17 protein-coding genes are annotated in these 22,777 nt (G+C 35.0%); 7 read left to right on the top strand and 10 right to left on the bottom strand.

The features are described 5' to 3' along the window. Positions 1-39 precede the first annotated feature (39 nt). Entirely contained in the window at positions 40-1,017 is a 978-nt protein-coding gene (locus LX95_RS05455; protein WP_111540433.1) for a polyprenyl synthetase family protein, read from the bottom strand. 104 nt (positions 1,018-1,121) lie between these two features. On the opposite strand from LX95_RS05455, the gene LX95_RS05460 reads away from it, so the two are divergent. Then, positions 1,122-1,949 carry a T9SS-dependent choice-of-anchor J family protein gene (locus LX95_RS05460; protein ID WP_111540434.1) on the top strand — a complete coding sequence of 276 codons (828 nt, stop codon included), beginning with the start codon at positions 1,122-1,124 and terminating at the stop codon, positions 1,947-1,949. 77 nt (positions 1,950-2,026) lie between these two features. On the opposite strand, the gene rlmN is transcribed toward LX95_RS05460, so the two are convergent. The 8 genes from rlmN to LX95_RS05505 all read right to left on the bottom strand — a co-directional run bounded on the left by rlmN (position 2,027) and on the right by LX95_RS05505 (position 8,798). Beyond that, complete coding sequence (gene rlmN / locus LX95_RS05465; protein ID WP_111540435.1) at positions 2,027-3,073, bottom strand: 23S rRNA (adenine(2503)-C(2))-methyltransferase RlmN; 1,047 nt, start codon at positions 3,071-3,073, stop codon at positions 2,027-2,029. A gap of 168 nt (positions 3,074-3,241) precedes the next feature. Further along, positions 3,242-4,291, bottom strand: a complete 1,050-nt coding sequence (gene queA / locus LX95_RS05475; RefSeq protein ID WP_111540808.1) for a tRNA preQ1(34) S-adenosylmethionine ribosyltransferase-isomerase QueA — start codon at positions 4,289-4,291, stop codon at positions 3,242-3,244. 143 nt (positions 4,292-4,434) lie between these two features. Beyond that, complete coding sequence (gene aroA / locus LX95_RS05480; protein WP_111540437.1) at positions 4,435-5,658, bottom strand: 3-phosphoshikimate 1-carboxyvinyltransferase; 1,224 nt, start codon at positions 5,656-5,658, stop codon at positions 4,435-4,437. After that, the gene (locus LX95_RS05485) at positions 5,659-5,928 is read right to left on the bottom strand and encodes a hypothetical protein (RefSeq protein WP_111540438.1); all 270 of its coding nucleotides are present in this window, start codon (positions 5,926-5,928) and stop codon (positions 5,659-5,661) included. It lies immediately after the preceding gene. Further along, the gene (locus LX95_RS05490; RefSeq protein WP_111540439.1) at positions 5,928-6,254 is read right to left on the bottom strand and encodes a nucleotide pyrophosphohydrolase; all 327 of its coding nucleotides are present in this window, start codon (positions 6,252-6,254) and stop codon (positions 5,928-5,930) included. The genes LX95_RS05485 and LX95_RS05490 overlap by 1 nt, the downstream gene beginning before the upstream one ends. Further along, complete coding sequence (gene dtd, locus LX95_RS05495; RefSeq protein WP_111540440.1) at positions 6,255-6,707, bottom strand: D-aminoacyl-tRNA deacylase; 453 nt, start codon at positions 6,705-6,707, stop codon at positions 6,255-6,257. After that, the gene (gene rsgA / locus LX95_RS05500; protein ID WP_111540441.1) at positions 6,704-7,654 is read right to left on the bottom strand and encodes a ribosome small subunit-dependent GTPase A; all 951 of its coding nucleotides are present in this window, start codon (positions 7,652-7,654) and stop codon (positions 6,704-6,706) included. Before rsgA ends, dtd begins: the two co-directional genes overlap by 4 nt. 67 nt (positions 7,655-7,721) lie before the next feature. Then, a complete protein-coding gene (locus LX95_RS05505; protein ID WP_111540442.1) occupies positions 7,722-8,798 on the bottom strand; it encodes a bifunctional 3-deoxy-7-phosphoheptulonate synthase/chorismate mutase type II in 1,077 nt (358 codons plus the stop codon). A 167-nt stretch (positions 8,799-8,965) separates the two neighbouring features. Between LX95_RS05505 and gldA the strand changes: the two genes are divergently transcribed. The 3 genes from gldA to LX95_RS05520 all read left to right on the top strand — a co-directional run bounded on the left by gldA (position 8,966) and on the right by LX95_RS05520 (position 12,073). Then, positions 8,966-9,871 carry a gliding motility-associated ABC transporter ATP-binding subunit GldA gene (gene gldA, locus LX95_RS05510; RefSeq protein WP_111540443.1) on the top strand — a complete coding sequence of 302 codons (906 nt, stop codon included), beginning with the start codon at positions 8,966-8,968 and terminating at the stop codon, positions 9,869-9,871. A gap of 169 nt (positions 9,872-10,040) precedes the next feature. After that, positions 10,041-11,300 (top strand): methionine adenosyltransferase, encoded by a 1,260-nt coding sequence (metK, locus tag LX95_RS05515; RefSeq protein WP_111540444.1) that lies wholly within the window; start codon positions 10,041-10,043, stop codon positions 11,298-11,300. Positions 11,301-11,425: 125 nt separating this feature from the next. Further along, the gene (locus tag LX95_RS05520; protein ID WP_111540445.1) at positions 11,426-12,073 is read left to right on the top strand and encodes a MarC family protein; all 648 of its coding nucleotides are present in this window, start codon (positions 11,426-11,428) and stop codon (positions 12,071-12,073) included. 2 nt (positions 12,074-12,075) lie between these two features. Here LX95_RS05520 and LX95_RS05525 read toward each other — a convergent pair whose 3' ends face one another. Further along, on the bottom strand, positions 12,076-14,205 hold the full coding sequence (locus tag LX95_RS05525; RefSeq protein WP_111540446.1) for a Tex family protein: 2,130 nt from the start codon (positions 14,203-14,205) through the stop codon (positions 12,076-12,078). Between the two features lie 138 nt (positions 14,206-14,343). On the opposite strand from LX95_RS05525, the gene LX95_RS05530 reads away from it, so the two are divergent. From LX95_RS05530 to LX95_RS05540, 3 genes are all read left to right on the top strand, one after another. After that, entirely contained in the window at positions 14,344-16,056 is a 1,713-nt protein-coding gene (locus tag LX95_RS05530; RefSeq protein WP_111540447.1) for a LuxR C-terminal-related transcriptional regulator, read from the top strand. Between the two features lie 306 nt (positions 16,057-16,362). Continuing rightward, on the top strand, positions 16,363-21,003 hold the full coding sequence (locus LX95_RS05535) for a T9SS type A sorting domain-containing protein (RefSeq protein ID WP_111540448.1): 4,641 nt from the start codon (positions 16,363-16,365) through the stop codon (positions 21,001-21,003). A 140-nt stretch (positions 21,004-21,143) separates the two neighbouring features. Then, positions 21,144-22,703 (top strand): NAD(P)/FAD-dependent oxidoreductase, encoded by a 1,560-nt coding sequence (locus LX95_RS05540; protein ID WP_111540449.1) that lies wholly within the window; start codon positions 21,144-21,146, stop codon positions 22,701-22,703. The last annotated feature ends 74 nt before the right edge of the window (positions 22,704-22,777 follow it).

Below are 22,777 nucleotides of genomic sequence, written 5' to 3' on the forward strand. Positions count from 1 at the left end.
GAGGTTTTTAGAAATGGTTGCCTAAAGAAGAAAAAAAAATTATTTTTTTCTATCAATTACGTAGTTCATCATAATTTCTAAAGAAGATTTATAAGGAGAAGCCGGATAATTTTCTAACATTGAGAAAGCTTTTTCTTGGTACATTTTCATTTGCTTTACCGCATAATCCAATCCGCCTGAATCTTTAACAAACTGTATCACCTCTTTTACGCGTTTCTTATCTTTATTATGATTTTTAATAGAATTAATAAGCCACCTTCTTTTCTTTTCAGAACAGTTATTTAAAGTATAAATAAGCGGAAGTGTCATTTTTTGCTCCTTAATATCAATCCCCGTAGGTTTTCCTATTTTTTCATCTCCATAATCAAAAAGGTCATCTTTTATTTGAAAAGCCATCCCAATTAACTCACCAAACTCCCGCATACGTTCTACGTGTTCTGAATCTGGCTTTACGGAAGCTGCGCCCAAACTACAACATGCAGCAATAAGAGTTGCTGTTTTTTGACGAATGATCTCGTAATAAATTTCTTCGGTAATATCAAGTTTTCTAGCTTTTTCTATTTGAAGCAACTCGCCTTCGCTCATTTCGCGAACGGCCACCGAAATGATTTTTAATAAATCAAAATCGTTATTATCTATAGAAAGTAATAAGCCTTTAGAAAGTAAGAAGTCCCCAACTAATACTGCAATTTTATTTTTCCAAAGCGCGTTAATAGAGAAAAATCCGCGGCGACGGTTACTATCATCAACCACATCATCATGTACTAAGGTGGCGGTATGAATTAACTCTATTACAGAAGCACCTCGATAGGTGCGATCATTTACCTCGCCTTTAGAAACCATTTTGGCGACTAAAAAGACAAACATAGGTCGCATTTGCTTTCCCTTTCTATTCACTACATAATGCGTAATACGATTAAGCAGCGCTACCCGAGAAGACATAAAAAGCTGAAACTTTTTTTCAAAAAGCTCCATCTCATGGGTTATAGGTTCTTTTATTTGAGCTATAGGTTTCAAGATAACAACAAATATAATACACGCAATTATTAATAAGCTGTTAAAAGTCTTTATTATTTAGACTTTTTTACTATTTTAGTGTAAAATTTTAAAACTTAAACACGATGAAAAAAATTACTTTAACGCTTGCAGCTATTGCTGCAGCGATCACAATGAATGCGCAGACTACTTATTTTTCTGATGATTTTAATGATGAAGATGTTTCTGACTGGACGCTTATTGATGAAGATGGAGACGGTATTAATTGGAGTGCAGTTCAAATCGTAGACGAAGAGGATCAACCTGTAGGAACTCCTGTATTGAGATCTGCTTCTTGGAACTCAGTTTTAGGCCCACTTACCCCAGACAACTATGCTTTTTCAATGCCTATTGATTTAAGTAGTGAAGATGGTACAAATGATATCACATTATCATGGGATGTTGCTGCTGCTGACGCTGGTTATACTGATGAAAACTACACTGTATACGTTGCTACAGGAAACACAGTTGCAGATGCTATGTCTGCTACCGTATCTTTTAACGAGTTAGTTTCAGATAATGGAGCTGGAGGACTTGAAAATTTTTATACAAAAACATTAGATATTACTTCATTAGCAGGACAAGTTGTTTATGTTGCTTTTAGACACCATGATGTTTCAGATCAATTTACTATGGAGATTGATAACGTTGAAGTTGTTGCTGGAAGTTTAGCGGTAGATAATACAAGTTTCGAAAGCTTTAATCACTATGTTGCAAACAACGTATTAACGTTAAAAGCTAATACTGCAATTAACAATGCTAGATTATATAACATCTTAGGACAGCAGGTTATCTCTAAAAAATTAGGTACTCAGTCTGCAGATATCAATCTTAACGCTTTAAACAGTGGTGTTTATTTAGTACAAGTTGAAATTGAAGGACAATCTAAATCTTTTAAGATTGTAAAGAAATAATCTAAAAGCTTTATACTTTTAGAATAAAAAAAGCCCGCTCAAATTGAGCGGGCTTTTTATTTTGATTTTTCTTTAATTTACTTTGAAGACTTATTAGCTAACTGTCCGCAGGCAGCATCAATATCTTTTCCTCTAGATCTTCTTACAGTAACGGTGATTCCATTTCTTTCTAAAGCATCTTTATAGTTATCGGTTATTCTACTTTCAGCTTGCTGAAAAATACCATCATCTATAGGGTTATATTCTATAATATTAACTTTACAAGGAATTGCCTTACAAAACTCTACTAAAGCAGCGATATCTTTTTGTTTGTCATTAATATCTTTCCAAATAAGATATTCATATGTTACTTTTTTACCTGTTTTTTCATACCAATAAATTAAAGACTCTTTTAAATCACTTAAGGGAAATGTCGCATTAAAAGGCATAATTTGTGTCCGCACCTCATCAATGGCAGAGTGTAAAGAAACCGCAAGGTTAAACTTTACTTCATCATCGGCCATTTTTTTGATCATTTTTGGCACACCCGATGTAGAGACCGTAATTCTTTTTGGAGACATTCCTAGACCTTCTGGAGAGGTTATTTTTTCTATAGACTCTAGAACATTCTTATAATTCATTAATGGTTCTCCCATCCCCATATAGACAATATTAGAAAGTGGCATATTGTTATATATTCTACTTTCTTTATCTATGGCCACCACCTGATCATAAATCTCATCTGGATTAAGATTACGCATTCTTTTTAATTTTGCCGTAGCACAAAATTTACAGTCTAAGCTACACCCTACTTGTGAAGAAACGCAGGCTGTGGTTCTAGAAAATGTAGGAATTAAAACCGATTCTACCGTAAAACCATCATGAAGCTTTACTGCATTCTTAATCGTCCCATCGCTACTTCTTTGCATCTCATCTACTTCGATATGATTAATAACAAAGTTTTGGGATAGCATTTCTCTTGTTTCTTTAGAGAGATTGGTCATATCATCAAAATGATGAGCTCCTTTACTCCAAAGCCATTCGTAAACCTGTGTTCCTCGAAAGGATTTATCTCCTATAGAAACAAAGAATTCTCTCAGTTGTTCTTTGGTTAATGCACGTATATCTTTTTTCTTCTCTTTCACTTGGCAAAGGTAATTGTTTTCTATGAGACCGCATTAGGGATTGAAACGGCATCCTTTTTTTGCTTTTATATATGGCAAAAAAAGATACAGTGTAAAGCCCGACCTTTAGGTAATGCCATAAAAAAAGCCACACCTATAAGTGCAGCTTTCTTTTTATTTAAAAATATCTTATATAATTAACATAGCATCACCATAGCTATAAAATTTATATTTTTCTTTGATAGCTTCATCGTACGCACGCTCCATAAGATCGTGTCCTGCAAATGCCGATATCATCATTAATAGTGTTGATTTAGGCGTATGAAAATTAGTGATCATACAGTTTGCGATACTAAAATCGTACGGAGGGAATATAAATTTATTGGTCCATCCCTTAAATTCATTTAAAGTACCGTTTGAAGAAACTGAGCTTTCTAAAGATCTCATTACCGTAGTTCCTACAGCACAAATTCTTCTTTTGTTTTTAATAGCTTCGTTAATAGTATCAACTGCTGGTAATGCAATCTCTGCTTCTTCACTATCCATTTTATGCTTAGAAAGATCTTCTACCTCTACTGGGTTAAATGTTCCTAACCCAACGTGAAGAGTAACTTCTGCAAAGTTTACTCCTTTAATCTCTAAACGCTTTAATAAATGTTTAGAAAAGTGTAAACCTGCAGTAGGTGCCGCTACAGCTCCTTCTGTCTTTGCGTAGATAGTTTGGTAACGATCTGCATCTTCTGGCTCTACATCTCGCTTAATGTATTTAGGAAGTGGTGTTTCTCCTAATTTATTTAGTTTTTTTCTAAACTCTTCGTAAGAACCATCATATAAAAAGCGAAGCGTTCTTCCTCTTGAAGTTGTATTATCTATTACCTCGGCTACTAGACTTTCATCATCCCCAAAGTATAATTTATTTCCTATTCTAATTTTACGAGCTGGATCTACCAATACATCCCAAAGACGTGTTTCTGGATTAAGTTCTCTTAATAAGAAAACTTCTATCCTAGCACCCGTTTTTTCTTTATTTCCAAAAAGTCTAGCAGGAAATACTTTTGTATTGTTTAAGACCATCACGTCTTCTGGCTCAAAATACTCGATAAGATCTTTGAACATTTTGTGTTCAATGGTATTTTCTTTTCGATTAACCACCATTAAACGAGCTTCGTCACGATGCTCTGATGGATATTCAGCTAAAAGTTCATTTGGCAGTTCAAAACTGAACTGTGAAAGTTTCATTCCCATACTATATTTTTTAAGAACGGCAAATATACAACCTCAAAATAGGGGTTGTCAAGTAAATAGGCTTTTATTTTGAGATTTTTATTTTAAATAGCTTCTATGGTAGATGTGCACTCATAAGAAGGATAAATAAAATCTCTTTACGGAAGTATTTTATGGTAAATTTTAAAATCTTCTAAGTTTCTCCAAAAATCAGGAAAAGACTTACTAACCACCTCGGCATTCTTTATAACAATTGGCACTTTTAATGCTAATGGAGCAAATGCCATGGCCATACGATGATCTTCATAAGTTTTTATGGCTATATTTTTATGAATTTGGGAAGATGGTGCTAAACTTAAGCTGTCGTTTGTAACCGAAATGGTTGCTCCCAATTTTGTTAATTCATTTTCTAAAGCCAACAAACGGTCTGTTTCTTTAATTTTTAAAGTATGTAAACCGGTAATATGACAAGCTATTCCCAAACCAAAACAAGTCACGACGATTGTTTGAGCTAAATCTGGAGAGGAGTTTAAATCTAACCTAAGTTCATTTAGAGTTGTAGTTTCTTTTTTTATTAGAAGAATAGAATTGTCTTTAAAAGTTGTATTCACCCCCAATTGCTTATAAATACTTACGAGTGAAGAGTCTCCTTGCAAACTACTTTTATGATAGGTGGAAAGTTCTATTTCTGCGGAAGCAGATAAAGCTGCCAAACTATAAAAATAAGAAGCCGAACTCCAATCTGATTCAACAGCTATATTTTTCGCTTCTATTCTTGATGATTGAACCTGAATATAGGTGTCTTCAAAAATAGTTTCTACGCCTACCTTTTTTAAAATTTGAGCGGTCATTTTCAGGTAAGGAAGAGAAGTAACTTTTCCGTTAAGGTGAATTTTTAATCCGTTTGGAAAAGAGCTACCTACTAACATTAAAGCAGATATATATTGACTGCTGATATGAGCATCAATTTGTACTTCTTGTTTACTGATTTTTTGTCCTTCAATTTTTAATGGAGGGAACCCTTCATTTTCTTCATACTCAATTTTTGCTCCTAAAGTTCTTAAAGCATCAACCAGTGGAGAAATGGGTCTCTGTCTCATTCTACCACTCCCTGTTAAATGAACAGTTTTACCAGGCTGAACTGCATAGTATGCGGTTAGAAAACGCATTGCCGTCCCAGCGTGATGAATATCTATTATACTTTCTTGAGATTTTAAGGCATCTTTTAAAACTACCGTATCATCGCTATTTGAAATGTTATCAATAGTTAAAAGCGGCTGAAGCGCTTGCAGGATCAATAACCTATTCGATTCACTTTTCGAACCAGTAATTTTTACTTTTCCGCTAAGGTCATGGGTTTCACTATGTAATTGAAGATTCATTTAAGAAGCGTTTCTTTTTTCTTCTTCCTTAAGTCTGCTTTTAAATTTAAAATAGGTCATAATAAAACCATATAAAAAACCTCCAACGAGATTAGCGGCCAAAAATCTAAAAAGATAAGGCTGTTGTAAATTTGATTCCGCGAAAGCGCTAGTATCGAAACCAAATGAAAAACCTAGATTAATGATGTTATAAATGATGATAAACATGATGGAAAGCATCGCAACTGATTTCCAAAACGTGGGCATCTTAGTGATTTTTTTTAAGCTCATTACTTTAATTTTTTATTTTGATGATGACGATCGTGATCTCTCTTCGTTTTTAGGTCTAACTTTTTATCGAATGCTTCTTGTAAATTAATTCCTGTCTGGTTAGCTAAACATAAAACGACAAAAACTACATCGGCTAATTCTTCACCTAAGTCTTTATTTTTATCGCTCTCTTTTTCGCTTTGCTCCCCGTAACGTCTCGCTATAATTCTGGCTACTTCTCCTACTTCTTCGGTAAGTTGTGCCATATTAGTAAGTTCGTTGAAATAACGAACCCCGTGTTCCTGGATCCAACTATCTACTGCTTTTTGCGCATCTTGAATGTTCATTTATTCTCTATTTTTAGAATCTATTATTATCGTTACCGGACCATCGTTTAAGAGACTTACTTGCATATCTGCTCCAAATTCTCCCGTTCTAACAGGAGTATCTAGATGAGCATCTAACTCTTTTATAAAATCATTGTATAAAGGAATAGCAGTATTTGGCTTTGCTGATTTTATAAAACTCGGACGATTGCCTTTTTTAGTACTGGCATATAAAGTAAACTGACTTACGACTAAAATTTCTCCTTCAATATCTTTTACGGAAAGATTCATCGCCTTATTCTCATCAGAAAAAATTCTCATATTTGCTATTTTCCTACAAAGCCAATGAATATCTTCTTGAGTGTCTTCTTCTTCAATTCCCAAGAGAACCAATAAGCCTTTTTCAATAGTGCTTATTATATTTTTGTCTACACTCACACTCGCGTGACTTACACGCTGTAAAATCACTCTCATTTCTTAGGGTAAATATCGGTTCTATAATGCTCTTCATCACCTTCTAAAATTTGAAGGTAGGATTTATATCTAGACCAAGAAATATCACCTTCATCTAAAGCGTCTTTAATAGCACACTTTGGTTCTTCAATATGTAAACAATTATTAAACTTACAAAGATGTTTTAACTTAAAAAATTCTGGAAAATAATCTCCGAGTTCAAATTTCTCGATCTCTACAACTCCAAATCCTTTAATACCTGGAGTATCAATAATTTTAGCATCCATATTCAAATCAAACATCTCAGCAAACGTCGTGGTATGTTGACCTTGCATATGCTGAGATGAGATTTGTGAAGTTTTTAAATCTAAAGAAGGTTCAATTTTATTGATTAAAGTAGACTTCCCTACTCCGCTATGTCCAGAAAAAAGACAGGTTTTGCCTAACATTAATTCTTGAAGCTGATCGATATTTTTTCCCGTCTTAGCAGAAATACCCAAACAAGTATATCCTATCTCTCTGTACATCGCTGCGAGGTACCGAATTTCATCTTTTTCTTCTTCAGAATAGGTGTCAATTTTATTAAAAAGCAAAACCGCTTTAATCCCGTAGGCTTCTGCAGTCACTAAAAACCGATCTATAAATGTGGTAAAAGTGGGCGGATTATTTAAGGTTACTATTAAAAATGCAACATCTATATTCGCCGCAATAATATGGGTTTGCTTAGATAAGTTAACCGACTTACGAATAATATAATTTTGTCGCTCCTCAATCTCTTTGATAACTCCTGTAACTTCATCTCCATTTTCTTCTACATCAAAATGAACCACATCCCCTACAGAAACCGGATTAGTACTTTTTATACCCTGAATACGGAATTTCCCCTTAATCCTACAATTATAAGATTCTCCTGCTTCAGTTTTAACTAAATACCAGCTTCCTGTAGATTTATATACGGTTCCTTTCATAGATTATAAAATTCCTAAATTATAATATATTTTGGTCAAATTTACTTTGCTCTAAATTGACTGAGTTTTATTTAATATTTTTTTGATGTGCAATAGATTCTTGATGAATAGCTTTGTAAACATTTAGTATAAAATCTTTTTGCAAGCCACTTCCTTCAGATAAAGAAATCATACGCTCCAAAATTTGTTTCCATCTTTCAGGCTGTAAAATAGAAACATTATGCTCTTTCTTCACTTTCCCAATATCATCGGCCACTTGCATTCGCTTTACCAATAAATCAACCAAGTTTTCATCAATCTTATCAATCTTAGTTCTCAGCTTTTTTAACTGATAATTAAAATCTTCGTTAGAAGAAACCTTGTTCTTTACCTTCAGGTCAATTGTATATTTATCTAAAGTTTCTGGAGTTATTTGCTGCTTAGCATCACTCCACGCATTATCGGGATCATAATGTGTCTCTACCATTAAACCATCATAATTTAAATCTAAAGCGGTTTGACAAAGTTCAAATATTAAATCTCTTCTTCCTGCAATGTGCGATGGATCTAAAATAAGCGGTAAATCTGGAAATTCATTTTGAAGATCTATAGGGATTTGCCATTCAGGAATATTTCTATATTCAGAGGAGTCGTAAGTAGAAAAACCTCTATGAATTACCCCCAAATTCTCTATTCCTTGTTTGTAAAATCGCTCTACAGCACCTAACCAAAGAGCCAAATCTGGATTAACAGGATTCTTAACGAGCACCGTTTTATCGGTTCCTTTTAAAGCTTCTGCAATTTCCTGAATCATAAAAGGAGAAACGGTCGTTCTCGCCCCTATCCATAAAATATCTACGTCGTGCTTTAAAGCCAAATCTACGTGAATTGGGTTTGCCACTTCTGTAGTGGTCATCAAACCTGTTTCTTCTTTTGCTTTTTGCAACCACTTTAACCCTAATGAACCTACTCCTTCAAAATTACCAGGTCTAGTTCTAGGTTTCCAAATTCCTGCTCTTAAAACGCTGGTATCTGTATTTTTTAATTGATGGGCTATTTTTAAAACCTGCTCCTCTGTCTCTGCACTACACGGACCAGCAATAACCAATGGGTGGTTTAAGTCAAAATTATCTAACCATCCTCTAAGTTTTGTTGAATTTTCCATTTTTCTTTCTTTCGCTTTCGCTGAATTGTTAGAATAAAAATCAGCTACTTTCTTTTTTTTAACGAAGATACGTCAGATTTTGAAGATAGGTAAACGAAAAATTCAAATATGCCTCTTTATAGCTAAAGTATAGCTATTTTAATTATTTTTGAATCAAAACTAAGCATATGGGGATTGAAGTCCACAACATTTCGAAATCATATAACGACCAGCAAGCTTTAAAAAATGTTTCTTTTAAAATCGGAAATGGAGAAATTGTTGGGTTTTTAGGACCTAACGGAGCCGGTAAATCTACTTTAATGAAAATCCTAACAGGCTACATTACCCCAAGTGAAGGTTCCGCCAAGGTAGAAGGTTTAGATGTGATAAACAATAAGATAGAAATTCAAAAAAAAATAGGTTACCTACCCGAACATAACCCTCTTTATTTAGAAATGTTTGTTCGTGAATATTTAAATTATAGCGCCACCGTACATTCTATAGATAAAAAGGAAGTTGAAAATGTAATTGCTATTACAGGCCTCACCCCCGAAGCAAACAAAAAGATTGGCTCTTTATCTAAAGGATTTAGACAACGTGTAGGTCTTGCGAATGCTTTATTACACCATCCCAATGTTCTAATTTTAGATGAACCTACTACTGGTTTAGATCCTAATCAATTAATTGAAATTAGAGAACTTATTAAAAGTATAGGAAAGGAAAAAACTATTTTTCTTTCTACACACATTATGCAAGAGGTTGAAGCTATTTGTGATCGTGTAATTATCATAAAAAAAGGAGAGATTATTGCCGATAAAAAACTGGAAGATTTAAAGAGCTCTAAAGAACAAATTATTGAAGTTGAATTTGATTATAGAATTGAAGAAGTTGCTTTTAAAAACTTGTCTCATTTAGAAAAAGCAGAAAACAAAGCTGGATTTGTGTACTGGTTGTATTTTAATACCGATGAAGATATGCGTTCTCAAGTTTTTGATTTTGCTCAAGAAAACGGCTTAAAAATCTTACAACTTCACCAAAAGCATAAGAATTTGGAAGAACTATTTTTAGATTTGACACAAGAGCAAAAGACCTAACATTAAAAAATCGTTAAAAACCAAATCACTTTATTCCTTTTTCATAACTTTGCCTAGAAATTTATTCAGGGAAAAATTTGACTGATTGCAACCCTTTAAAATGCTAAAGCAGTGAAAACTCCTTTAGGTTGCCATTCTTTATTATTTCCCACTCTAAAATTAGAAATTCATGGCATATTTATTTACTTCAGAGAGTGTATCTGAAGGACACCCAGATAAGATAGCAGATCAAATTAGTGATACTTTATTAGATAATTTTTTAGCTTTTGACGAAGAGTCTAAAGTAGCTTGTGAAACCCTTGTTACTACAGGACAGGTAGTATTGGCAGGAGAAGTACGATCTAACACCTATATAGATGTTCAAGATATTGCTAGAAATGTTATTAATGATATTGGTTACACAAAAGGTGTATACAAATTTAGCGGAGACTCTTGTGGAGTAATCTCCCTTATTCACGAGCAGTCTCAAGATATTAATCAAGGAGTAGATCGCGACAGCAAGGAAGAACAAGGGGCTGGTGATCAAGGAATGATGTTTGGTTACGCAACCACCGAAACAGAAAACTATATGCCATTGGCATTAGATATTTCACACAAAATGCTAATTGAATTAGCAAAACTTCGTAGAGAAGGGAAAGAAATTACTTACCTACGTCCAGATGCTAAAAGTCAAGTTACGATAGAATATAGCGACGATAATACTCCGTTACATATTAAAGCGATTGTACTTTCTACCCAGCACGATGATTTTGATACAGATGATGAAAAGATGTTGAGTAAAATTAAGAAAGACATTTTAGAGATTTTAATGCCTCGTGTTATCGCTCAATTTCCAGAGAAAGTTCAGCAGTTATTTAAAGAAGACATTACTTATCATATTAATCCTACAGGAAAATTTGTAATTGGAGGGCCACACGGTGATGCTGGTCTTACGGGAAGAAAGATTATTGTAGACACCTATGGTGGAAAAGGAGCTCACGGTGGTGGCGCTTTTTCAGGTAAAGACCCTAGTAAAGTAGATCGATCTGCCGCTTACGCTTCAAGACATATTGCTAAAAACTTAGTCGCTGCTGGAGTAGCAAATGAAGTTTTAGTACAGGTTTCTTACGCCATTGGTGTAGCAGAACCTACCTCTATTTCCGTAGACACTTACAATTCTTCAAATGTAGATTTAACTAACGGAGAAATTGCTGAGAAAGTTTCTAAAATCTTTGATATGCGTCCTGCTGCTATTGAAAAACGCTTAAAACTAAGAAACCCTATCTATCGAGAAACTGCGGCATATGGGCATATGGGAAAAGAACCTCGCACGGTAACCAAAATTTTTGAGAGTCCGTATTCGGGTAAAGTTAAAAGAGAAGTAGAGCTATTTACTTGGGAAAAACTAGATTATGTAGATCAAATTAAAGAAGCTTTTAAATTAAATTAAAGCGCTCATATTCAATAAATAAAAGGGGATTTTTTCTAATGAAAAAATCCCCTTTTATTTTTATAAATTAGTTTCAAATATCATGAAATTTTGTGTTGATTTGCATTTTTGAAATTTAATTTGATATGACCGATCTAATTGGCTTCGCCCTACTCTCGTTTACGTCCTTTTTTACGTTAATAAATCCTATTGGAACCATGCCCATTTTTATGACCATGACTTCCGATCTAGATACACCTCATCGCAATTATACAGCTAGAAAAGCTTCTATTGCTGCTTTTGTCACCATCATCGCTTTTGCATTTTCTGGACAATTATTATTTAATTTTTTCGGAATTTCAGTAAACAGTTTTCGTGTGGTAGGTGGCGTTATTTTCTTTCTAATGGGAATGGATATGCTGCAAGCACGTTTATCGAGCATCAAAGTGAAAGGAAAAGATAATGCCGAAAAAAAAGAGATTGTAGATGACATTTCTATCACGCCCTTGGCAATACCTATGATTTCTGGACCCGGTGCCATCACCAATGCCATTGTAATGATGGAAGATGCCAATACCATTCAGCATAAACTGGTATTGATTGCTTCCATTTTTGGCGTATTACTTCTCACTTATCTCATTCTTTTAAGCTCTTCCAAAATCCTCAAAGTTTTAGGGAATACTGGTAGAAATGTATTGATGAGACTCATGGGGCTTATCGTGATGGTAATCGCAGTAGAATTTTTCTTTAGCGGAATGAAACCGATTATCATTGATATTCTAAGAGAAATCTAATTTTACTTTTTCTTATAAAGCTTTAACTGAATACGCTTTCGCGGAATATCGATTTCTAAAACTTCCACGATGATTTGTTCGTGTAAATGAACATAGTTGTTGACATCGCTTACAAATTCATCAGCGAGGTTAGAAACATGAATAAGTCCGCTTTCTTTAATTCCTATATCCACAAAGCAACCAAAATTGGTAATATTGTTGACAATCCCTGGCAGTACCTGTCCCGTATGTAAATCTTCAATACTTTTAATATTTTGATTAAACGTAAATACTTTTGCTTTTTCTCGAATATCTAATCCTGGTTTTTCTAGTTCTGATACAATATCTTTTAAAGTAGGTAAACCCACCTCATCGCTACAATACTTTTGTAAATCTATTTTTTCTAAAATTGCTTTATTACCAATTAACTCCGTTAACGTTTTATGCTGATCTTTTGCCATTCTCTCTACTAACGCATAACGCTCTGGGTGAACCGCAGAATCATCTAACGGATGTTTTGCATTTTTAATTCGCAAGAATCCTGCACTTTGCACAAAAGCTTTCTCTCCTAAACGAGGGACTTTTTTTAGCTCGTTTCGTTTTTTAAAACTTCCATATTGCGAACGATAGTCTACTATATTTTCTGCCAGCTTCTCTCCTATTCCCGATACATAACTCAGTAAAGATTTGCTCGCTGTATTAAGATTTACACCAACTGCATTTACACCACTTTCAACCACAACATCTAGAGATTTCTTAAGTTTTGATTGATCTACATCGTGTTGGTACTGACCAACTCCAATAGACTTAGGGTCGATTTTCACTAATTCTGCTAAAGGATCTTGTAAACGCCTACCAATAGAAACAGAGCCTCTCACCGTAGCATCATAATTAGGAAATTCTTCTCTAGCTATAGATGAAGCCGAGTAAATGGATGCACCTGCCTCACTCACCACAAAAACCTGAAGTTCGTGTTTAAAATGAATTCGCTTTATGAGTTGTTCTGTTTCTCTAGAAGCGGTCCCGTTACCAATGGCAATAGCTTCTATTTTATAAGCTTCCGCCAAGGTGCTTATTTTTTTTATCGCTCCTTTGGTATCATTTTTTGGAGGATGCGGATATATAGTTTCATTATGTTTTAAACTTCCGTGTTCATCTAAACAAACAATTTTACATCCTGTTCTAAATCCAGGGTCAATCGCTAAAACTTTTTTTTCTCCTAATGGAGAACCTAATAAAAGTTGTTTTAGGTTTTTAGCAAAAACTTCAATGGCCGACTCATCTGCTTTTGCTTTAGCATTCTGAAAAGCCTCGTTAGACAAGGATGGTAAGATCAAACGCTTATAAGCATCTTTAATGGCAGAAACTATGTAATCTGCTGTCGTGCTAGAAGGTTTTATCACACGCTCTTCAATTCTCTTCACACACTGTTTTTGATCTATGTCAATTTTAATACGAATAAACCCTTCAGACTCCGCCCGTTGAATGGCCAAAAAGCGATGAGATGGCATTTTATTTAAATTCTCTTCCCAGTCAAAATAATCTTTGAACTTTTGAGCCTTTTCATCTTTCGCTTTAGTTTTAATCACTTTCGTGGAAAGAACTCCGTATCGCTCTATTTGTTTTCTTATAAAATTTCTAATATCGGTACGTTCAGAAATCCACTCGGCCATAATGTGTTGAGCACCTTCTAAAGCATCTTCAACAGAAGCTACTTCTTTAGTAACATATTTTTTTGCAACCAACTCCACATCTGGTGTCTTTTGAGCCATTATAATTTTTGCTAAAGGCTCCAGTCCATGTAATCGCGCACTTTCAGCTTTGGTTTTTCGCTTCTTTTTAAAAGGTAAATACAAGTCTTCTAAATGAGTGAGATCTATAGCCGATTTAATTTTCTCACTCAACTCTACGGTTAACTCATTTTGTTCTTTTATTGCTTTTAAGATGGTCTCTTTTCTCTTCTCTAAGGTTTCAAAAAGTTCTTTATATTTTACAATTTCACCTATTTGCACCTCATCTAGATTCCCCGTGCGTTCTTTACGGTAACGAGCAATAAATGGGATGGTAGCATCTTCTTCTAAAAGCTGAAGAGTTTGAACAATAGACTTATTTGGCAAGCCAGTTTGAGACTGAATAAACGTATTTTTTTGCATATAGCTAAAATAGAAATTCTGGCGGTTTCCACTTCCGCGGAAGCGAAAATTATTTAGAGTCTTGGCTTGTATATTGTCTTACTTTAAAAAACTTTTCTATTTTTAACGATATTTTAAGATTTCACCATCTATTCTTTAATGAGATTTAAGTTAAAACTACTCAGCTTCTTTTTTTTATTTGGTTTTACCTTATCGTATGGCCAATACCAGCAATTGCTTCACAAACCCTACAGAGAAAAAGTAGAAGATATTCATCAATTGTATAAAAACACTATTAACAAGGGGCGAGAAGACTCATTGTATATCTGTAATTATACTCAGCAAATAAAAGATTATGCTTTAATTAATGATGATCAAGAACTTTCTTTAGAAGCAGATTTATTATATGCTTATTCTCGCTGGTTTTTATATGGACAAGAAAAACCAGATTTTCTTGATGATTTGTTGCTAATGGTGGAAAAGGGTGAAAAAGAAAAAGTTAGGCATATAAAAATACGCGCAGCCAACGTATTAGCCAATCACTACTGGCAAGTTAAAAATTACGAAAAATCTTTCGAATGGTTATTGTATTCCTCAAAAATTTTAGAAACAACTACTTCAGAAAATTTCCCTAATATGGCAGAACACCTCAATTTTATTGGTCGGTGTTATTATTATTTTAAGGATTATGAAAACGCGATGGTATATTATAAAAAATCTAGTGAAATAATCAAAACTAATTTTAATGCCAAAGCAGTATTAGAAGCCCAAAATACCTTAGGCTTATGCTATCAAAAATTAGGTCAACTAAGTTTAGCCAAAAAGCATTTTACCAAAGTTATAAATGATACCTCAACATACAAAGATCTTATATGGCAAAGTATTGCATCAGGTAACTTAGGTTATAACTATTATTTGGAAGAAAGTTATAGTAAAGCTATTCCCTTATTTGAGAAAGACATTCAAAACGCCCTACAGATTGATGAACTTGGACTTGCCGCGGGTTCTGCCATTCCTTTGGCAGACATTTACTTAAAAAATGAAAGGTTAGATAGTGCTAAGCAAAAAATTGACGAAGCCAGGAGCTATATTCGACAATCTCAACAAAAAGATAGGTTAAGAAAGTTATACCCATTAATGAGTAAATGGCATGCTGCCAATTTTAAAATTGACAGCAGCTCTATTTATTTAGATTCTACAATAATGGCTATTAATGCTTATCATCAAAAATACAATACGATTAAATTATTAAGAGCCAATCAAAGAGTTGATGCTATAGACCGAGAATTAGAAATTGAAAAACTACATACAGAAAATCGTTTAAAAATTTCGCAACGTAATTATATAATTCTTTCTATTAGCTTGCTGTTGCTGGGAAGTCTTCTCGCTTATTGGTTTAGGAACCAGTCTTTATTAAGAAAACAAGAAATTAAACTATTGAAAATAGAAAAGACTGAAAGAGAATTAAAACTATCTGAAAATCAATTACAAAATTTAAAATTGAAGATTCAAAACGGGCAAAAAACCATCGAAAGTTTACAAAAAGAAATTAAAACTAATGACAACCATAACATCATTAATGAACTGAAATCTAAAATTATCATTACGAATGAGGATTGGGACAAATACCAGATTTTATTTACAGAGGCTTACCCTAATTTTATTACTTCCTTAAAAAATACTTTTGAAAATTTAACACCCTCTGAGTTACGCTGTTTATGTTTAGAAAAGTTAAAACTATCTAACAAAGAAATGGCTTTGGTTTTAGGTGTTTCATCAAATTCTGTGATGGTTACCAAACATCGAATCCGTAAAAAACTAAATTTAAAAAGTCAGCAAGAACTACAAAAATTAGTAAAAGAAATGAAATAAAGGGGTGTCTTCTACCCTTATTAATTTTAAACGACTCTACGGAATATTAAGCTAATATTGACTTTTTAATCCTGCTTTGCTTCTCAAAAAGCGAAATTCACGTATACTTACCACTCTCCAGTTTCTATATCTAAAAATATGATTACTAGAGTCTTAACTCTTTTGTAAGGTTTTTGTAAGGTCTTATTTTAACATTATTATAACTTTTTTAGTCATTTTTGACAAATAATAGCAGACAAACTGCAATAAAAATCAGCTAACTCACTAAAAATTATATACCATTATTTCTAAAATCTAATTAATACCATGAAGCAACAACTACACTATTGGGCATGTTTATGCCTTTTTATATTAATAAACACTAGTCTCTTCGGGCAAAATGAAGGTTCTGATTTTCCAAATACGGGAAATGGCCCTACATATACATTATCTGCAGGGGTAAATCAATTTAGTGGTAGAGTTACAACACCGACTGATGGTCAAGATCGTTTTCAAATTCAATTATTAAGCGGGCAGAATATCACGAGTATAAATTCGACAATTACACAAAATAGTTCTCCAGTCGGTTTTTTTACCATTGGGGCAAGCACCAAAACTTTTCCAGGGGGAAATATTTCACCTGTACCATCAAGTCCAGGGACATATTCAGTCTTAGTATCTACTAACTTTTCAGTAGGAGAAAACTGGACAATTACTATAAATGTGACAGCTGCTCCTGTTTGTTCAATGACAGCTTCTATAAGCTCACAAACTAATATTGCTTGTAACGGATCAGCTACAGGATCATTAACTGTTACGCCTTCGAGTGGTACAGCACCATATACCTATTTATGGGATGATGGAACTGCTCAAACTACAGCTACAGCTACAGGTTTAGCAGCAGGGACTTATGAGGTTATTGTAACTGATGATAATGGATGTACAGCAAATGCAAATGCAACAATAACAGAACCAGCTCCATTATCGCCAATTAACTCCACAACACTTGTATATGAGGAGGTATTTGTTCAAGGACAAAACTATTGCCCAGGGAGTGACAATTATGATAACTGGAATACATTTAGAGCAGGTATAGATACAAATATTGGTTATTCAAGTGTAAAGATATCTGGAACTCAACTATCAAATGGTTTAACTCTTGATGATCCAGTGGCAGCAAACCAAATAGCACAAGCCCTTGCTACAGGAACTGCAACAAGTGTAACTGTAAATGGCGCTACTTGGACAGTAGGAATTGGGTGTAATACTAGTTGTACTCTTCCTGGTGATGCTGTAGAACTAAACGTTAATAACGGAGGAGGATGTAGTTGTGGACAAAACCCAACAATACGACCTTGTATTGGTAATGCAAACTGGGGTTCTTTTGGTACTAATGGGGCTTGCGGTGCTGTTACTCAAACTATGAGAGTAGAGCTTATTGGTCAAAATGTAACAGTATCTAATGTAAGTTGTAATGGTAATAATGACGGATCGATTGCTCTTGATATAGAGGGAGGGATGGCGCCTTATACCTATGTATGGTCCCCAGGAAACCTTATAGGTCAAGGTACAAATACGATATCTGGACTTGCAATTGGCACTTATAGCGTAACAGTAACAGATGCTAACGGATGTACAAATACAGGCTCAGCTACTATTACAGAGCCAGAAGTATTAGAAGCTTCAACAGTAGTAAATGCTAATGAAACTTGTGAGATTGGAAACAATGGTATAGCTACTGCAAGTGCTACAGGCGGGACAGCACCATATACTTATTTATGGAGTAATGCAGAAACAACAGCATCGATAACTGGATTAGCAGCCGGAACATATAACGTAACAATTACCGATGCTAATGGATGTACTGATGCTGGAAGTGTAACTATTGAGCAAATATCTTCAATAATGGCTGCAAGTGTAGTTGATGCTAATGTAACGTGTAATGGCGGAACAGACGGTGCAGCTACAGTAAATATAAGTAGTGGTGGAGCAGCTCCATTCACTTATTTATGGAGTAACTCAGCTACAACTGCAAGTTTATCAGGTGTTGCTGCAGGAACGTATGATGTAACCATCACTGATGCCAATGGATGTACTGCAACATCCTCTGTTACTATTACTGAGCCAACAACTCTCGTAGCTACTAGTGTAGTCGACACAAATATTACGTGTAATGCAGGTACAGACGGATCAGCTACTGCAAGTGCAACAGGAGGAACAGCACCCTATACTTACTTATGGAGTAACGCAGCTACAACTGCATCTATAGTAGGTGTTGCAGCAGGTACATATAATGTAACCATCACTGATGCGAACGGATGTATAGATACTTCAAGTGTAACCATTACAGAACCTACAGCTTTTATAGCTGCAAGTGTAGTTGATACGAATATATCTTGTAACTCAGGAGCAGACGGATCAGCTACTGCAAGTGCAATAGGAGGAACTGCACCCTATACTTACTTATGGAGTAATGCCGCAACAACTGCAAGCTTAGTAAATGTTACAGCAGGTACATATAATGTAACTATCACTGATGCGAATGGATGTACAGATACTTCAAGTGTAACCATTACAGAACCTACAGCTCTTGTAGCTACAAGTGTAATTGATGCAAATGTAAGTTGTAATGGTGGATCAGAAGGAGCTGCTACAGCAAGCGCTACGGGAGGAATAGCACCATATACGTACTTATGGAGTAACACAGCAACGACTGCAAGTTTATCAGGTGTTGCAGCAGGAACTTATAATGTAACGATTACAGATGCCAATGGATGTACCGATAATTCAAGTGTAACCATTACAGAACCGACAGCTCTTGTAGCTGCAAGTGTAGTTGATGCTAATGTAACGTGTAATGGCGGAACAGACGGTGCAGCTACAGTAAATATAAGTAGTGATGGAGCAGCTCCATTCACTTATTTATGGAGTAACTCAGTTACAACTGCAAGTTTATCAGGTGTTGCTGCAGGAACGTATGATGTAACCATCACTGATGCCAATGGATGTACTGCAACATCCTCTGTTACTATTACTGAGCCAACAACTCTCGTAGCTACTAGTGTAGTCGACACAAATATTACGTGTAATGCAGGTACAGACGGATCAGCTACTGCAAGTGCAACAGGAGGAACAGCACCCTATACTTACTTATGGAGTAACGCAGCAACAACTGCAAGTATAGTAAATGTTGCAGCAGGAACTTATAGTGTAACTATTACAGATGCCAATGGATGTACCGATATTTCAAGTGTAACTATAACCGAGCCTACAGTATTAGTAGCTGCAAGTGTAGTTGACTCAAATGTATCTTGTAATGGAGAATCAGAAGGAAATGCTACGGCGAGTGCAACAGGTGGAACTGCACCATATACATACTTATGGAGTAACGCAGCTACAACGGCAAACATAGCAGATATTGCTGCAGGAACCTATTCGGTAACAGTAACAGATGCAAACGGCTGTACAGATACAGCTAGTGTAACAATTACTGAACCCACTGCTATTTCTACTTCAATAACAGCTACCACTGTGAGTTGTAATGGTGGTACTGATGCTACAATTGACCTTACAGTAATGGGAGGAACTGCTCCATATACTTATTTGTGGGACAATTCGGCTATCACTGAAGATTTGTCTGGTTTAACTTCAGGAACGTATGAGGTAATCGTAACCGATGATTATGGTTGTACAGCAACCACCTCTGTTACTGTAACAGAACCTACAACTATTTCTATTTCAGCACTAGTAACCAGCCTTACTTGTAATGGAGCTAGTGATGGAGCCATAGACTTAACCGTTAGTGGTGGTACTGCTCCTTATTCTTTCTCATGGAGTAACACAATGACTACTGAAGATATCTCTAATTTAAGTGAAGGAAATTATAATGTAACCGTAACAGATGCCAACGGTTGTACAGCTGCAGAATCAGTAACTCTAATCATTAATGATGATGAAGCACCCATTGCCATTTGTCAAGATATTACTATCACTTTAGATGACACAGGTAATGCTAGTATTATTGCTGAAGATGTGGATAACGGTTCTACCGATAACTGTGCTATTACTTCTTATTCAATTGATATTGATACTTTCGATTGTACAATGTTAGGTTTAAATACAGTAACCCTAACCGTTACAGACTCTAATGGGAATACTTCTACTTGTTCTTCAATAGTTACTGTAGAAGATACCGAACTTCCTACCTTGTCTTGCCAAGCTATTACTATTAATTTAGATGAAAACGGAAATGCTGTAATCGTCCCTGAAGATATACTTATTGACAGCAATGACAATTGTGGTATTGATAGCATTAGTTTAGATATTGACACATTTGGTTGTGAAGATGTTGGAATGGATGTTGAAATAACTGTATTTGCTCAAGATGCAAGTGGAAATATCGCCTCTTGTACCACTACGGTAACCGTAAATGATGTAATCGCCCCGGTAATCACCTGTATGGATGAAATAGATGTGGTTGGCAATATTGGCAATAATTACTATGTGGTTCCTGATTTTATAGCTGATGGAGATGTCTCTGCCATTGATAATTGTGACGGAGCTATCTTGAATATTTCTCAATCTCCACCTGCAGGTACCTTGTTACAAGAAGGGGAACACAATATTACTTTTATAACAGAAGATCAATACGGAAATACTTCAGTATGCATAACTACTCTTAATATTGAAATAGATTTGAAAGTTTCCAATATTGATTCCAGTTTAAAATCTATAAGCTTATACCCCAACCCAGCTGATAATTTTGTGAGAATTGAAAATCCACAACATATTCAACTTGAAGAAATGACGGTATATAATCTTAATGGGAAAAAAGTAATGACCCTAAATTTAGAATCCTATGTTGATAACAACGTCATTAACGTTTCTAAGTTACAAGCGGCTCAGTATTTTATTATTATCAAATCCATAAATAACGGAGTGATCGTGAAACAGTTGATAAAAGAATAAGGTAACTGATTTAAGTTTTTTAATACCCCTAAAGAGTCAACCTCTTCAGGGGTATTTTATTTCTATAAAAATATTATATCTAATTTTAGAAGAATAATTGTTTGAGCTATGACAAAAAAAATAAATTATCTTTGCCCACTATGAGCCAGCTGATACAAATTTCTATTTTACCCGAACAACAAGAAGATCGTACATTTATTTTAAAATGTGGATTGGAGAAGGCGAAATTAAAAATGCCTGAGGTGGTAGATTGGCGTATTAGAAAACGCTCTATAGATGCTCGGCAAAAACAAATTAAGCTTAATCTTCAGTTAGAATTTTGGCTACAAGGAGAAAAAAAAGAGGATATTCCTCCTTTTATTCCGCAGCAAGTCGATCAAGCTAAAAAGATTGCCATTATTGGTGCTGGCCCTGCAGGTTTATATGCTGCACTACGCGCTATTGAAGCCGGTCTCCAACCTATTGTATTTGAACGTGGAAAAGATGTGCGTTCTCGCAGAAGGGATTTGGCCAAAATCAATAAAGAGCAAATTGTAAATCCAGAATCTAATTATTGCTTTGGTGAAGGCGGAGCTGGTACTTATAGCGATGGTAAATTATATACACGTTCTAAAAAGCGAGGAAATGTACTTAAAGCGATGGAATGGTTTGTTCATTTTGGCGCTGACGCGGATATTTTAGTAGATGCACATCCGCATATTGGTACCAATAAACTTCCCAAGATTATTACCGCTATGCGTGAAGCTATTATTGAGTTTGGAGGAGAAGTGCATTTTAATAGCAAGCTAACCGATTTACGTATTGAAAAGCAGCAAATCACAGGCCTTAAAATTAACGATGAGCCATGGCTAGATTTTACTGATGTAGTTTTAGCTACGGGACATTCCGCAAGAGATATATTTTATCTTTTACACGATAAAAATATTAAAATTGAAGCCAAACCTTTTGCTCTTGGCGTACGCATAGAGCACCAACAAAATTTAATTGATAAAATTCAGTATCACGGGGACGATCAAAACCCGTATTTACCGCCTGCTTCTTACAGCTTAGTTGAACAAGTAGATGGATTGGGAGTATATTCTTTTTGTATGTGTCCTGGAGGGATTATAGCTCCGTGCGCCACAGAACAAGAAGAAGTAGTGACTAATGGCTGGAGTCCTAGCAAACGAAACAATCCTTATTCCAATTCTGGGATTGTTGTGAGCGTCTCTCCTGAAGATTTACCTCAACATGACCCTACCAACCCTTTTGCTTGCTTAAACTTTCAAAAATCTGTTGAAAAAGCTTGCTGGGAAGCTGCTGGAAAAACGCAGCAAGTCCCTGCGCAACGTATGATTGATTTTGTTGAAAATAGAACCTCAGAAGATTTCCCAAAAACTTCTTACCAACCTGGGATCGTTTCGGTAAACTTAAACAAAGTATTGCCCGAAATGATCGCTAAGCGATTACGTGTTGCTTTTGTTGCTTTTGGCAAAAAAATGAAAGGCTACTATACCAACGATGCAGTACTCCATGCTCCCGAAAGTAGAACCTCCTCTCCTATTCTTATTCCTAGAGATGCACAAACTTTAGAACATATAGAGATTAAGGGTTTATATCCTTGCGGAGAAGGAGCAGGATATGCTGGTGGAATTATTTCTGCAGCAATTGATGGCATTAACTGCGTTGATAAAATTGCAGAAAAAATAAACATCTCATAGAAATTGAAATAAAAATATATTTAATTATTAAGTTAGATAAAATGATGGGAAAATAATTCACCGAAAGAGGGGGA

Source organism: Mesonia algae, from assembly GCF_003253545.1.
Lineage (GTDB): Bacteria > Bacteroidota > Bacteroidia > Flavobacteriales > Flavobacteriaceae > Mesonia > Mesonia algae.

Bases quoted from the DNA above. Each gene is read 5' to 3' on its own strand.
- LX95_RS05460 (WP_111540434.1), top strand. From the start codon at position 1,122: ATGAAAAAAATTACTTTAACGCTTGCAGCTATTGCTGCAGCGATCACA.
- queA (WP_111540808.1), bottom strand. From the start codon at position 4,291: ATGAAACTTTCACAGTTCAGTTTTGAACTGCCAAATGAACTTTTAGCT.
- aroA (WP_111540437.1), bottom strand. From the start codon at position 5,658: ATGAATCTTCAATTACATAGTGAAACCCATGACCTTAGCGGAAAAGTA.
- LX95_RS05485 (WP_111540438.1), bottom strand. From the start codon at position 5,928: ATGAGCTTAAAAAAAATCACTAAGATGCCCACGTTTTGGAAATCAGTT.
- LX95_RS05490 (WP_111540439.1), bottom strand. From the start codon at position 6,254: ATGAACATTCAAGATGCGCAAAAAGCAGTAGATAGTTGGATCCAGGAA.
- dtd (WP_111540440.1), bottom strand. From the start codon at position 6,707: ATGAGAGTGATTTTACAGCGTGTAAGTCACGCGAGTGTGAGTGTAGAC.
- rsgA (WP_111540441.1), bottom strand. From the start codon at position 7,654: ATGAAAGGAACCGTATATAAATCTACAGGAAGCTGGTATTTAGTTAAA.
- LX95_RS05505 (WP_111540442.1), bottom strand. From the start codon at position 8,798: ATGGAAAATTCAACAAAACTTAGAGGATGGTTAGATAATTTTGACTTA.
- gldA (WP_111540443.1), top strand. From the start codon at position 8,966: ATGGGGATTGAAGTCCACAACATTTCGAAATCATATAACGACCAGCAA.
- metK (WP_111540444.1), top strand. From the start codon at position 10,041: ATGGCATATTTATTTACTTCAGAGAGTGTATCTGAAGGACACCCAGAT.
- LX95_RS05520 (WP_111540445.1), top strand. From the start codon at position 11,426: ATGACCGATCTAATTGGCTTCGCCCTACTCTCGTTTACGTCCTTTTTT.
- LX95_RS05525 (WP_111540446.1), bottom strand. From the start codon at position 14,205: ATGCAAAAAAATACGTTTATTCAGTCTCAAACTGGCTTGCCAAATAAG.
- LX95_RS05530 (WP_111540447.1), top strand. From the start codon at position 14,344: ATGAGATTTAAGTTAAAACTACTCAGCTTCTTTTTTTTATTTGGTTTT.
- LX95_RS05535 (WP_111540448.1), top strand. From the start codon at position 16,363: ATGAAGCAACAACTACACTATTGGGCATGTTTATGCCTTTTTATATTA.
- LX95_RS05540 (WP_111540449.1), top strand. From the start codon at position 21,144: ATGAGCCAGCTGATACAAATTTCTATTTTACCCGAACAACAAGAAGAT.